We start from the raw sequence: 13,301 nt of genomic DNA on the forward strand, positions 1-13,301 counted from the left end.
CGGCGACGCCGACCCGAACCCCTGTCAGGACTCCCAGTCGAGGTCGTCTTCGCGGGTCTCCGACCGGAGCACGAACGGCCCGATGGAGAGCGTCCGTTTTGCGACCGTCGAGATGCGGAGGACCGCGGCCGCGAGCACCGCGAAGGGCGCGAGCGAGACGGCCACCACGAACGCCACGGTGAGAAGCAGGTTCGACACGCCGAGCGTCGCGCCCGTAATCGTGGTCGGGTCGTCGAGAAAGAGAATCGCACCGATGCTCGCCACGAGCGCGGGGACCGCCGCGTAGAACATCGTCCGCGAGAGGTTGACCAACTCCCACCGGAAGTACAGCGTCTTGACGTGTTCGCGGGCGGGGCCGAACAGTTCGAGCGCGTCGCGGAGTTCCGACAGCGCCGTCTTCGTCTCCGCCGAGAGGTCGGCGTCATGGACGCGGCGGAGCCGCGCCGCCTGATAGATTTTCCACGAGTAGTTGAGGTCCAGCGCCGCCGACAGCACCGCGAACGTCCCGAACTGCCGGCCCTCCAGCCGCCCGGCGACCGCCTCGGCGTTCGACTCGACCTCCCTTGCGAACTCGCGGACGCGGGTCGTCGGGTCGGCGTCGCTCGCGGCCGCGGCGTCGCTCTCGCCGGCGTCCCCGTTCCCACCCGCATCGAGCGTGTCTTCGACCGCCCGCGCCCGCGACGCGATGCCCTCGGCCAGCGCGCGCAGGAACGCCGACGGCTCCGGCGGCGCGACCGGCGCGTCCAGCAGGTCGGCCACGTCCTCGCGGAAGCTCATCGACCCCTCCATCCGGTCGCGCTGGTCGCCCAGCGGCCCGAGTTCGCGCGAGAGCACGAGCTGATTGATGGTGACGACGAGCGTGACGCCCGTGATAATCGCGGTTAGAAGCCCCTGCGCGAGCGTCTCGATTGGGTCCGACGACTCGACGGCGACCCGGAGCGGGGTCGGGTCCAGTTGGCCGAGGACGACGACGCTACAGAAGACGACGACGAGCGGGGCCGCGGCGACGACGCGGCGGTCCGCGTCGAGGAGGGCGCGGAGTTTCGCGCGGCTCGTCGTCCCGCGCTCCCGCATCGTGTCGTCGGGCTCGCCGGCCGACGGCCCGCCGGTGTTCGACATGGCCGAAGCTATCGCGGGGTGGGGTCAAGTGCGTACTGGCGGGCGAGTCGCGGGAGCGGGCGGGCCGTGGGGGACTGCACGGCGTCGGTTCGGGCGGGCGCGCTCAGGAGGACGAGGAGTCGTCTTCGTTCTTCAGCTCTTCGAGTTCGGCTTCGACCTCCTCGTCGGCCACGTCGGTCTCGACGTCCACGTCGGCGTCGGCCGAACTCTCACTCGACGACCCCGACGACCCCGACGACTTGCCCATCTCGGCTTTGAGCGTCTCCAGTTCGGTATCGACTTCGGCGCTGGTGCGACCGGCTTCGAGTTCGCGCTCGATGGAGTCCTTGTCCGACAGCGCGTCGTCGAACGCGCCGGAGTCCATGAGTTCGTCCATCGCGGCCGAGCGGGCCTCCATGTCGTCGGTCTGCTCCTCGGCGCGTTCGAGCGCGCGCCCCACGTCGGCCATCTCGTCGCCGACGCCGGTCATCGCCTCGGAGACGCGGCTCGACGCCTCGGCGGCCTCGTAGCGGGCCTTCATCGTCTCCTTTTTGGTGCGGAACTCCTCGATGCGGCTCTGGAGTTCGTCCTTCTTGTTGACGAGTTGGTCCTGCGTCTCCTGCAAGCTGGCGATTTGCGTCTCCAGCTCCTCGATTTGGTTCATCTTGGCCTGCTTCTTTTCGAGCGCCTTGCGCGCGAGGTCCTCGCGGTCCTGCTGGACGGCCTCGCGGGCCTGGTCGTTGTGCTTTTCGACGTTCTCTTCGAGGCGACGCTTCTGTATCTCCAGTCGCTTCTTCTGGGTGGTCAGGTCGGCGATACCCTGTTTGACCTGTTGTAGCTCGTCGCGCATCTTCTCGTAGGAGTAGTCGAGCGTCTCCGTCGGGTCCTCCGCACGGTTGAGGAGGGAGTTTATCTTCGACCGGATGACGTACGACGTGCGAGAGAGAATTCCCATACCCCATTACTACGCGACGTTCGGCTTAAAACCTCACCAGCGCAACCTGTCCCCATGACCGAGACGATTCTCGTGCCCGGCGGCCGCGACGTGCGGGCGACCCTCGACCGCGCCCGCGGGGACGGTATCGACGACGCGGACGAGACTGACGATACCGCCGACGCGGCGGCCAGACGCGACGCGGTCGTCGTCGCCTGTCCACCCCACCCGCAACAGCAGGGTCACCGCGGCGACGCCCGCCTCGTCGCCGTCAGCGATGCGCTCACCGCCCGCGGCGTGGACTGTCTCCGCTTCGATTACGGCGCGTGGGACGAGGGCTACGGCGAGCGCGCCGACACCCTTCGGGCGGTCGAGTGGGCCGCGGAGCGCTACGACCGCGTGGGCCTGTTCGGCTTCTCGTTCGGCGGCGCGATGGCGCTCCTCGCGGCCGCCGAGGGGGCTGACGTGGGAGCCGTCTCCGCGCTCGGCCCCGCCGGGCGACTCGCCGACGACCTCGACGCGGTCGCCGCCTTCGACCGCATCCCCGTCCCCGTGCAGGTCGTCTACGGCACCCGCGACGACATCGCTGACTGGAAGCCCGTCGTCGAGCGCGCCCGCGAGTACCACCATCCGGTCGTCGAGTTCGCGGCCGACCACTTCTTCGTCGGACAGGAAGACAAGGTCGCGGCCGCCGTCGCTGACTTCCTCCTCCCGAACCTCGGCGTCGAGTGAGAACGGAACTGAGCGACTGGGTCGCCGCCGTCAGCGACCTGCGACGAACCGACCGACGAAAACTCGACCGAACGACATTTTTGGTTCGACTCCGAAGCCGGGATTATGGTCCCCCGCAAGCGACTCGCCGCAGTCGTCGCCCTTCTCCTCGTCGGCATCGCACTGAGTCAGTCGTTCGCCGTCGCAACCACCACTTCGTCGCTCGAATCGACGTACGAAGCCGAGTCGGTGACCGCCGACTCGCCGCCCGGTCGCGTCGCCCACTACGACCCCGACGTGGTCAACCTCGACGAGACGGTGAACGAGACGCCGCAACTCCGAGAGCCGGTCGCCACCGCCGCCCGCACCGGCCGGTACGACGGCGACATCGAACCCGAGGCGTACATGACTCTCTCGGACGTGAACGAAGACGCCGCGTTCGCGGTCTACGACGGCCGGTACTATCGGTTCTCGCTGAACGTCTCGGGCGACCCGGTTCGCGCGACCATCGAACTCGACCCGACCGACTGGGAGACCGTCGCCGCCGGGGCGTCGTCGCCCGCCGCGAACGCCAGCGCCGACGTGCGCGAGGCCATCGACGGCGGCACCGTCACCAACAGCACCTTCGTCGTGCCGGGGCTCTACGAGCGCGGCGGCGCGCACTACCTCGTCCACCCGGCGAACGAGGGCGAGATTCTCGGGAACTTCCTCGCCCTCATCGGCGGGTTCCTGTTCAACCCCATCGGCTGGGCGTACACCGTCGCGGGCCTCGGCCTCCTCGGCGCGCTCCGGGTTCGACGCCGCGCCCGCCCGCTGGACCGCAGAACCGCCGTCCTAGTCGTCCCCGGCACGCTCGTCGCCATGTGGCTGGCGACGACGCTCACCAACTCGGGGTCGCTCGGCATGCGCTACGTCCTCATCCCCGGCATCGGCGTCGTGGCCGCCTTCGGCCTGTTCGCCGGCTTCTGCATCCGTCGCGGGTCGTGGAAGTCCCTCGCCGGGTCGAGCGTCGCGCTCGCCGTCGTCGTCGTCGCGGCCGACGCCGTCGCCATCGGCATCGTCGGGACGGTTTTCGGCGCTCTGGGACTCGTCGTCGGCTGGTTCGGGAGCCTGTTGCTCGTTCCCTACGGCTACGCGCTCGCGGCAGACCCCGAAGACGAAGTCGAAGACGGACCGGGGGCGGTGACGGCCGCGGAGTTGGGAGAGGGGTGATTCGGCTCTCGGGATTTGGTGCGTGAGCGTGGAGAAAGAGGGGCAGTCAGTCTCTCAGTTGTACTCGCGCCATCGGTAGCCGCACTCTTGGCACTTGCAGGAATGCGGGATACCGAGGTTTGCTTATAATGGTTGGCAAATCTTATATGGCATTTACTCCAGCGAGAGCCATCGGTCGAGATACCTCAATGACTCTCCCACACACGCACAGGCGGCACAACGTAGACGAGAGGAGGTACTGAGGTGCCTCTGAGATACACGGGGCAAGATCTCCAAAAACCGAGTCCTAATCCCAACCCTTCACGAATTCGATACCGGCCCCACACTCATCTGCGAGTTCTTCGAGATATTCCTTCTTCTGAGAGCCCGACATTTTCGTAGGAATGTAGTATCCACCAGTCACTTTGAACTCCCGCTCCATGGGGCGACCGTCGGGATGTTCTGGCTTGTTGTTGATGAGGGCGTTCTTGTAACCAGACATGTACGGAAGGGTAATTTTTTCCAGTAAATCATACCCTTTTATCATCATATCAACTGATTTGACCATCACCTCAGCCTGTGAGTTTCCCATGACTTCTTGGTCGTTGTCGAAGCGGATGGCATATTTACCGAGACGAGCTTGAGTCGTCTTCTCACCTGCTTCCTGTGTCTGGTCCGTCTCTGATTCCTCGATCTCGTGTTCTGCCTCGATGGAGTGAGCAAAGACCCATACCTGACCGTTGTTGTCGGGAACGAACTCGGCTCCATCTAGATTCAACGGTGGGGCGCTTTCCCGACCGAATTCGTCCACTTCTTTCCAGTCTGCCTTGGAACGAAGAGGACTCACGGTATCGTACTGAAGAAGCGTGAACTGTTCGTCGGACACGCAGAGTGCGTACGTGCCCTTATCGACGCTTTGCTTCGGAGGCCGCTTGTCCATTCTGGATGTCACCGCCATTTCTCATTATGCCGCTATGCCGCACATCATCATAAGTCTAGGGGGACTATTCGTCAAGCGGGCCCTGTAAGGCGGGTATCAGCGTTCACAGGGTCGTTTTGCCATCTCTGTTCGATTGAGCGGTGAGAGAATCCGCAAGATAGAGTCGCTCCATAGATGGCAAAGTCAATCTAAGCACGGGGGAGTGGCCCGCTACTGCTCTAATATTCCGACAAGGAGCCTCGATTGAGGAGCGATTGACAACTCTGGCACTACTCGAAAAACTCACTCAATAGCGCTCCTCGACATATACGAACAACCCACCGCTGTCTCGACGTCGAGTGGGCGACCGTACCCCAGTCGAGAGGTGTCTGCCATTTGCTCGATATAGCCGATGTGAGGCAACTGAGTGGCTAGGTACCGACTCCCTGCTGTCTCGCCAGACTCCGTTAGTTCCTGCTCGTACTGGAGTGTTAGCGCACCCTCACTCGCACGATTGCTACGGCCATCATCTGGTGCGAGCGAACATTCTCCACGACCCGCTCAAAATCCTCGAAAGTAGGCCAACCATCAATCCAGAAGTAGTTCACCGATGCATCTTTGCTGAGCCCCGAATCTCAACTCTGCTAAAAATACAGTTTGGCTGGGGTTCAGTTGTACTCCCGCCACCGATACCCACATTCCTGGCACTTGAAGAACCGCGTCGGCGGTTCGTCGGCAGAGCCGGTCTGTTTGATGGTGTACCACGCCTTCGTGTGGCCGCACTCGTCGCAGTGCACGTCTTTCGCGGTCGGCTTGCCCTCGAACTCAGCGCCCTCTTCGGTCTCGATGAGTTCGTCGCCCGACTGCGCCTCGGTGGAGACGAACTCCGCCGCGAGTTCTTCGTCGCGCTCGGCGGTGCCCCCGCAGTCGTCGTTCGTGCAGGTCATCGCGCCGTTCTGGCTCACCATCATCGAACCGCACTCGTCGCAGAACTGCATACCCGCCGGTAGCGGACCGAGGGCAAAGAAGCTGTCACTCCGAGCCGTCGCGGGAAGAGTCGGGTCCGGCCCGCCGCGTGACCGCCGTCAGTCGTCTTTCTCGACCATCGGGCAGTTCCGCACCCGGAAGTGGTCGTTGTCTTCGAGTTCGACGATAGTCGTCCCCTCGTGGTGGCACGCGAGTTTCGGCGGCTCGGCGAAGTGCTCGCAGCGCTGGCAGAACTCGGTCTTGGGGACGACGTGGTCCGCGACGCCCTCGCCGTCGTCGACCGGGGTGGCCTCGGCGCCGACGCCGACGCCCTCCGCCTCCACGTCGTCGCCGCCCTCGACGAGCGACGTCCACACGTCGTCGCGGTCGAGTTCCCCGACTTCGACCGACTCGAACAGTTCGTCCACGTCGTCGCCTTGGTCGGAGACGTGCGAGCGGGTGCGACGCTCGGCCACGCGGCCCGCGAGGTCCGAAAGCGGGGCCGAATCGTCGTCGCGGCCGTCACGGTCCTGCCCCGGGGTGTTCTCGGCGTCGGAGACGCCGTCCGTCGGGTCGGAGCGCTCGGGTCGTCCGTCGTCGCGGTCACCGAGGGTGAACGGCTCGTCTCTCGGCTCGTCTCTCGCCTCGTCGTCCGTGTCGTTGTCGTCGGTCATCGTCCTCGTGGGGTGTCAGTCGTCACCGTGTTCGCTCCCCGCCGCAGCGCCCTGCTGGGGCGACTCCTCCTCTCGGGGAGCCGCGGGTCGGTCGCGGTCGGTCGCGTCGCCGGTCGCGGGGTCGTCGTCGACCACGTCGGTGACCGCCTCGTCGAGCAGGTCTTCGACCGCGTCGGTCGCGCGGGCCGAATCGGCCGACTCCAGCGCGGGGGGGCGACCGGTGTGGAGCGTCGCCGAGCCGAAGAAGCCGGGCGACGACGACAGGTCGCGGAAGGGGGTCCGACACGACGGACACCGGGGCTCGGCGAGCAGGTCCAAGTGGACGGTCTCGCCGCAGTCTTCGCACCGGGCTTTCTTCTCTCCGGTCGCGTTCGCAGTCCGGAGGAGCTCCGAGAGCGCCGTCCGTTCGCGCTCGGCGGCTTCGAGGTCCGCCGCCCTCGCGCGGAGGTCCAACAGCGTCCGCGCGACCGTCCGAAGGTTCTCGTCGACCGTCGCGGCCGTCTCGTCGAGATAGGTGAGAATCTCCTCGAAGTTCTCGAAGCCGGCGTCGACCCGCTCGTCGAGGTCAGCCATGCGGTTTCGGGTCGCGTGCACGTCGTCGGCCAGTCGGTCGAGTTCGGCGTCTAGCTCCGGGTGCGCGTGGTCGCGCGGCGCTTTCTCGTCGGTCTCGCGTTTGACCTGCACGACGCGCGTCCGCACGTCGGATATTTTTTCGTCCAGTTCGCCTTCGAGCGCCTCGACGCGCCCTTTGACCCCGTCGAGGCGTTCGGGGACCGTCGCGTCGCCGTCGAGCGATTCGCCCGCGTCGCTCACGGCGAGCCGGTAGGTCCCGAGGGCCCGCGCGAGCACCGTCTCCGGGTCGACGCCCTCTTCGTCGGCGCGCGCTTCGACCCACGTGCGGAGGTCGTCTGGGAGCGACGCCCGGTCTTCCCCTTGCATCTTCGTGCCCAGTTTGTCCCTGTGGCCTTAAGAACTATCCCCGAATTCTCGACAGTTCATCGCGTCCCCGTCGCGGCGGGTCGCTCAGCGAATCTTCCGCACGTCGCTCACGTCGAGGCCGCTTTCGTTGATTTCGGTCTCGAACTGCACGATGTTCTCGCTTTCCAGTCGGGCGAGCACGCCGCGGAACTCTTGGACGACCATCGTCCGCGCGCGCTTCGACCCGCCGGACTCCCACTCGAACAGCAGCGTCCCCCCGGTCGCGCCCTTGAGGACGCCGAGTTCGGTCTTCGAGAGCGCCTCGGTGCTCGCGAGCACGAGGATGAGCCCGCCCCACTGGTAGGAGGCCTTCTCCAGTCCCTTGATGACCATGGCGATGTCCGACCACGTCATCTCGTCGGACTGGCTCGCCACGAGGTCGGTCAGGGAGTCGATGACGACGAGGTTCCCGGCGGCGTGTTCGCTCAGGGTGCTCCCCAGCGCGCCCAACACGGATTCGCGGTTGTGTCGGTGGCCGAGGTCCTCTAACTTCGTCGGCTGGCCGAGATACCACTCGCGCGGAATCGGGCTGAGCTGGAAGTACTCCGGCGAGAGGTCGTGAAACTCGATGTGTTCGACCGCGGACTCGACGACTTCGTCGTCCATCGTGTACCCCATCTCGCGGCACAGGTACTCCTCGCCGGCGGTAAACGAGACGTAGTGAATCTCCGGCGGCGGCGTCGCGGTGTCCGCGAGCGAGCCGTAGTGGAGGTCGAACAGCTCCTCGTCGGTGTGTGAGAGGGCGTTCATCGTCGCGCTCGTGTAGAGGAACTCGCGAGCGCCCGCGCCGGACTCCCCCGCGAGGAGCACGACGTTCCCCGGGGGTGCGCCGCCGCCGATGAGGCTGTCGAGGCGGGAGACGCCGAAGGGGATTTGAGACATATCGAACCCGACTCGGCCGCGTCGGTTAGGCGTTTCGGGGAGTGCGACCCGGCTGCCGCCGCCCTGCCGCCTGTCGCGCCGCCCCGTCACTCGACGTGCGCGCCGCGGTTCCGCCCGCGGGCGACCGAGACGGTGCCCTCGATGTCGGCGTCGGCCAGCGCGGCGCGGCCCGCCTCGACCGCCTCGTCGACGTGGTCGGCGTCGGTCACGCCGTAGACGGTCGGTCCCCACGACGACTGGCCCGCGCCGTAGACGACGGGCGACTCCGACAGCGACGAGACGAGCGCGCCGACCGGCGGCCGGTAGACGCCGCCCTGCTCGTCGGCGTACCACGTCCCGTTGAGCCGGCCGACGGATTCGACGGCCTCGCCGAATCGCTCGGCGGACCCCTCCGCGAGCGCCGGGAGCAGTCGGCGCGTGACGATGCCGGCGATTCGGTCGCCGGTCTGGGCGTCCGCGCGCTCGACGACGGAGCGCATGCTCGACTCCTCGGCCGCGCCGTTGCGGCCGGGGTCGGCGTCGGGGACGACGAGCAGGAACCGCCAGCGGTCGGGCACCTCGTGTCGGGCGGCGACCGCCGGAACCGACCACGAGCCGTCTTCCGGTCTGTCGGTGGTGAAGCGCGCGGTCGGGTGGCCCGCGTCGAGGACGGCCCCGCCGGCTTCGAACGTGGCGACGCCGACGCCGGAGCGCCCGCCGCGGCCCATCTCGGGGGCGAACCGGCGTACGTCGGCCTCGCGGTCGGTGGCGGCCGCGACCGACCGCAACACCGCGAGCGCGAGCTGCGTCCCGCTGCCGAGGCCGGCGTGTCGCGGCAGGGTGCGCTCGACCGACACGTCGACGCCCTCGACGCCGAGGAGGTCGACCGCCTGTTCGGCGTACTCGCGGGCGGCGGGGTGGCGACACCGAACGTCGGTTGCGGGCTCGGCGGCGACGACCACCCGCGGCTCGTCGAGCGCGACGCCGACGCCGCCGTAGAGGCGGTCGCGGGCGAGGCTCAGATTGAGGAACCCGAAGTGGATGCGCGCGCCGGTCGAGACCCGAACCATGTCACCGGCTATCGGCGGGGACGCCAAAAGGGGGTTTCGACCATGGCAACGCGGGCCGGAGTCACCCGCCGCAGTCGGGCGGTTTCGACTCTCGCGGCGGGCGGCGACCGGTATCGACTCAGCCCACGCGACAGACGTCGCCGCCGGACGGTGGCTTGGGCTTGCGAGCGGGCGAGACGGCGTCCACCACGGGCAGAACGCTGAAGCCGGGCGACCCGCCGGTGGCGAACCCGATGGCGAACACCGAGATGGTCCGGCCGCCGGGGAGCGTCGTCCCGGGGAGGTCGAGCACGACCGCCCCGTTCGACGACAGGACGACCTGGAGGTCGTACGTCCCGGCGGGCACCGTCTCGTACTGCGAAACGCCGCCGAACGCCAGTCCCGAAAACAGCGTCGGGCCGTCTTTGACGACGATGTCGACTTCGGGCGCGTCGGGTGAGAAGTGCGCGACGCGGACGCTGGCCTTGTCGTACGGTGCCGGGCGGTTCGTGTCCGTGAGCACGACGGGCGTGATAGCGTCGAGCACGTCCGTCGCCGCGACGGTGTAATCGCGGTTGCGCCGGAGCGTGACCTCGGCGTCGATGACCACCGTCGAGGCGTCGCCCGCGGGCGTCACCTCGACCTGGTACGTCCCCGCGGGGACGGTGAAATAGTCGGAGAGCACGCCGAACGGGACGCCCTGCAAGCCGGGGAAGGGGTCGCCGTTTACGTACACGTCTACGGGGGGCGCGTCGGGCGAGAAGTGGCCGACTCGGAACCGCGCGTCACCCGCGGCGACGCCGCCGGGGCGTGCCGCCGCGGTCGTCGCGCCGCCTGCGAGCAGGAGGCCGGTTGCGCCGAGGCTCTTCAGCATCGTTCGTCGGGAGAGGGACGACATCTGCAACTATCATGAAGGACCGTGATGATATCAATATTTGCACAACTAGAATATTGAAAGAAAGTCCGCGTGTCGAGACGGTCAGGGATTCCTGACCGTCTCAGACGAGTTCTTCGGCGACCACGTCGACCGCGAGCAGGTTCGGGTCGATGGCGAGGTCGGCCTGCCCCTTGGCGAACTCCGGAAGGGTGTCGTAGGCGTAGGTCACGACGCGCACGTCGGGGTTCTGCTCTTTGGCCACCGCGATGGCCGTCGCGTCGTCCATGTCGGTGAGCACGAGCAGGTCGGCGTCCTCGATGCCGGCCTCGTCGAGGGAGTCGGCGGAGGCGATGCCGGCGACGCGGACGACTGTCGCGCCCTCGTCTTCGAGCGCTTCACCGAGTCCGTCGGGGTCCGCCCCCGCGACGACTGCCGTCGTCATTCGTACTCGATGGTCGCCGGCGGTTTGTGGGTCACGTCGTAGACGACGCGGGCGACGTTCTCGTTCGTCCCGGTGATTCGCGACTGGATGCGCTGGAGGGTGTCCCACGGCAGTTCCTGCGCGCGGGCGGTCATGCCGTCGCGCGACTCCACGGAGCGCACGGAGACGATCCAGCCGTGGACGCGGTTGTCACCCTTGACGCCGGTGCCCTTGCCGATGACGGCGGCGAACGCCTGCCACGGGTCGTGCTTTTCGGTCTCGTCTTCGACGACGTGACACGCGTCGCGGGCGACCTGCACCTTCTCGGGCGTGACTTCGCCGAGGACGCGGACCGCCAGCCCCGGCCCCGGGAACGGCATCCGCTCGGCGATGATGGATTCGAGGCCGAGCGCGCGGGCGACCTCGCGGACCTCGTCTTTGTAGAGGTCGCGGACGGGTTCGACGATGCCCTCGAAGTCCACCACGTCCGGCAGGCCGCCGACGTTGTGGTGGGACTTGATGTTGCCCTCGGACTCGATGCGGTCGGGGTAGATGGTCCCCTGCACGAGGTACTGGGCGTCGGTCTCCTTCGCCTCGCGCTCGAACTCGCGGATGAACTGCTCGCCGATGACCTTGCGCTTTTCCTCGGGGTCGACGACGCCTTCGAGGGCGTCGAAGAATCGGTCTCGGGCGTCGACGACGCGGAGGCTCTCCATGAAGGAGAAGGTGTCCGCAATCTGCTCGGTCTCGCCTTTGCGCATCAGGCCGGTATCGACGTAGACCGGGGTGAGCTGCTCGCCGACGGCCTCGTAGGCGAGCGTCGCGGCGACCGAGGAGTCCACGCCGCCCGAGAGGGCGATGATGGCGTGTTCGTCGCCGATTTGGTCACGAATCGATGCGGTCGCGTCTTCGATGAATTCGTCTACGTTTACCATTATGCTGTCACCTCTTCGTTGCCGAGTTCGCGCGCGTCGAGGTCACCGAGGACCGCGCGGAGGAAGCCGAGGAACGGCGGGCTCGCGCGGTCGGGGCGAGAGCGGAACTCGGGGTGGAACTGCGTCCCGAAGAAGAACGGGTGGTCGGTCAGTTCGAGAATCTCCATGCGGTTTTCGGCGCGGCCGGAGAAGCGGAGCCCCTCGGATTCGAGTTCGTCGATGAGTTCGGGGTTCACCTCGTAGCGGTGGCGGTGGCGCTCCGTACAGGAGGTGTCGCCGTACACCGCCTCCGCGAGCGTGCCGGCGTCGATGTCGGTGTCGTGTGCGCCGAGGCGCATCGTGCCGCCCATCTCGTCGACCTCGTACTGCTCGGGCAGGAGGTCGATGACCGGGTAGGGCGTGTCGGGGTCGAGTTCGGCCGAGTGGGCCTCGTCGTGGCCGAGGACGTTCCGGGCCTGCTCGACGACGGCCATCTGGAAGCCCAGACAGAGGCCGAGGAAGGGAACGTCGTTCTCGCGGGCGTAGCGGATGGCCTCGATTTTGCCCCCGGTTCCGCGGGAGCCGAAGCCGCCGGGGACGACGACGCCGTCGGCGTCCTTCAGGCGCTCTTCGTGCTTGTCGAGCATCTCGTCGGAGTCGACCCAGAGGATGTTCACGTCGACGCCGCACTCGATGCCCGCGTGCTTGAGCGCCTCGTGGATGGACATGTAGGCGTCTTCGAGGGCGTACTTGCCGACGAGCGCGATATCGACCGAGCCGGTTCGGTCGGCCGTGACGAGTTCGCGCCAGCGGTTGTCGCGCTCTGCTTTCGGCAGCGCCTCGTCGGCGATGCCGAGCCGCTCCATGACGTACTCGTCGAGGCCCTCCTCTTCGACCATCAGCGGGACGTGGTAGATGTCCGGCACGTCGGGGTTGGAGAACACCGCGGCGTCCGGCACGTCGCAGAACTGCGCGATTTTACTCTTCGTCGCCGGTTCGAGTTTGTCGTCGGCGCGGCCGACGAGGATGTCCGGCTGGAGGCCGATGCTCCGAAGCTCCTTGACGGAGTGCTGGGTGGGCTTCGTCTTCTGCTCGCCGTTCTTCGAGTAGGGGACGAGCGTGACGTGCGTAAACAGCACGTCGCCGTCTTCCTCCTCGGAGGCGAACTGGCGGAGCGATTCGAGGAACGGCATCGACTCGATGTCGCCGACGGTGCCGCCGACCTCGACGATACACACGTCGGTGCCCTCGGCCGCCTCGCGGATGCGCCGTTTGATGTCCTCCGTGACGTGCGGGATAATCTGGACCGTCTTCCCGAGGTAGTCGCCGTCGCGCTCCTTCTGGATGACGTGTTGGTAGGTCTTGCCCGTCGTGATGTTGTGGTCGGCGGTCATGTCGACGCCCAGGAACCGCTCGTAGTTCCCGAGGTCGAGGTCGACTTCCGCGCCGTCTTTCAGGACGTACACCTCCCCGTGCTCGTAGGGATTCATCGTCCCGGCGTCGACGTTCAGGTACGGGTCTATCTTGACCGCGGTGACGTCGAACCCGGCGTTCTTCAGGAGTCGGCCGGTGCTCGCGGCCGTGATACCCTTCCCGAGGCCGGACATGACACCCCCGGTTACGAAAATGAACTTGCGCCCCATCTCTGGGTCGTATTCGTCCGTCGGCATACTGACCGTGTGCGAGCGTACTTCAAAACCATTTCGGA

General features: G+C 66.9%; 14 protein-coding genes. 2 read left to right on the forward strand and 12 right to left on the reverse strand.

The genetic code is table 11. The features are described 5' to 3' along the window. Positions 1-24: 24 nt before the first annotated feature. Entirely contained in the window at positions 25-1,119 is a 1,095-nt protein-coding gene (locus ACSR87_RS02600; RefSeq protein ID WP_498529390.1) for a DUF7972 family membrane protein, read from the reverse strand. A 103-nt stretch (positions 1,120-1,222) separates the two neighbouring features. Continuing rightward, on the reverse strand, positions 1,223-2,053 hold the full coding sequence (locus tag ACSR87_RS02605) for a PspA/IM30 family protein (RefSeq protein ID WP_498529391.1): 831 nt from the start codon (positions 2,051-2,053) through the stop codon (positions 1,223-1,225). A gap of 54 nt (positions 2,054-2,107) precedes the next feature. Here ACSR87_RS02605 and ACSR87_RS02610 point away from each other — a divergent pair, with 54 nt between their 5' ends. Continuing rightward, the gene (locus tag ACSR87_RS02610) at positions 2,108-2,764 is read left to right on the forward strand and encodes a dienelactone hydrolase family protein (protein ID WP_498529392.1); all 657 of its coding nucleotides are present in this window, start codon (positions 2,108-2,110) and stop codon (positions 2,762-2,764) included. 105 nt (positions 2,765-2,869) lie between these two features. After that, a complete protein-coding gene (locus tag ACSR87_RS02615; RefSeq protein WP_498529393.1) occupies positions 2,870-3,955 on the forward strand; it encodes a DUF8127 domain-containing protein in 1,086 nt (361 codons plus the stop codon). A gap of 286 nt (positions 3,956-4,241) precedes the next feature. Here the strand turns inward: ACSR87_RS02615 and ACSR87_RS02620 are convergent, their stop codons facing one another. The 10 genes from ACSR87_RS02620 to pyrG form a co-directional block, all read right to left on the reverse strand. Further along, the gene (locus ACSR87_RS02620; RefSeq protein WP_498529394.1) at positions 4,242-4,892 is read right to left on the reverse strand and encodes a hypothetical protein; all 651 of its coding nucleotides are present in this window, start codon (positions 4,890-4,892) and stop codon (positions 4,242-4,244) included. Positions 4,893-5,521: 629 nt separating this feature from the next. After that, complete coding sequence (locus ACSR87_RS02625; protein WP_004062350.1) at positions 5,522-5,851, reverse strand: transcription factor S; 330 nt, start codon at positions 5,849-5,851, stop codon at positions 5,522-5,524. 87 nt (positions 5,852-5,938) lie between these two features. Then, positions 5,939-6,493, reverse strand: coding sequence for a DUF8135 domain-containing protein (locus ACSR87_RS02630; RefSeq protein WP_498529395.1), 555 nt, complete (start codon positions 6,491-6,493; stop codon positions 5,939-5,941). Positions 6,494-6,508: 15 nt separating this feature from the next. Next, on the reverse strand, positions 6,509-7,432 hold the full coding sequence (locus ACSR87_RS02635) for a hypothetical protein (RefSeq protein WP_498529396.1): 924 nt from the start codon (positions 7,430-7,432) through the stop codon (positions 6,509-6,511). Positions 7,433-7,516: 84 nt separating this feature from the next. Continuing rightward, positions 7,517-8,353 (reverse strand): RAD55 family ATPase, encoded by an 837-nt coding sequence (locus tag ACSR87_RS02640; protein WP_498529397.1) that lies wholly within the window; start codon positions 8,351-8,353, stop codon positions 7,517-7,519. Positions 8,354-8,439: 86 nt separating this feature from the next. Continuing rightward, a complete protein-coding gene (locus tag ACSR87_RS02645; RefSeq protein WP_498529398.1) occupies positions 8,440-9,402 on the reverse strand; it encodes a beta-ribofuranosylaminobenzene 5'-phosphate synthase family protein in 963 nt (320 codons plus the stop codon). Positions 9,403-9,520: 118 nt separating this feature from the next. Next, entirely contained in the window at positions 9,521-10,255 is a 735-nt protein-coding gene (locus ACSR87_RS02650; protein ID WP_498531023.1) for a DUF4397 domain-containing protein, read from the reverse strand. 124 nt (positions 10,256-10,379) lie between these two features. After that, positions 10,380-10,700: a DUF7126 family protein gene (locus ACSR87_RS02655; protein WP_008575934.1), complete on the reverse strand. Its 321-nt coding sequence runs from the start codon at positions 10,698-10,700 to the stop codon at positions 10,380-10,382. After that, positions 10,697-11,614 (reverse strand): glutamine-hydrolyzing GMP synthase, encoded by a 918-nt coding sequence (guaA, locus tag ACSR87_RS02660; RefSeq protein WP_004042733.1) that lies wholly within the window; start codon positions 11,612-11,614, stop codon positions 10,697-10,699. The genes ACSR87_RS02655 and guaA overlap by 4 nt, the downstream gene beginning before the upstream one ends. Then, positions 11,614-13,263, reverse strand: coding sequence for a glutamine hydrolyzing CTP synthase (pyrG, locus tag ACSR87_RS02665; protein ID WP_498529399.1), 1,650 nt, complete (start codon positions 13,261-13,263; stop codon positions 11,614-11,616). The genes guaA and pyrG overlap by 1 nt, the downstream gene beginning before the upstream one ends. Positions 13,264-13,301 lie beyond the last annotated feature (38 nt).

Source organism: Haloferax sp. SDI50, from assembly GCF_059802635.1.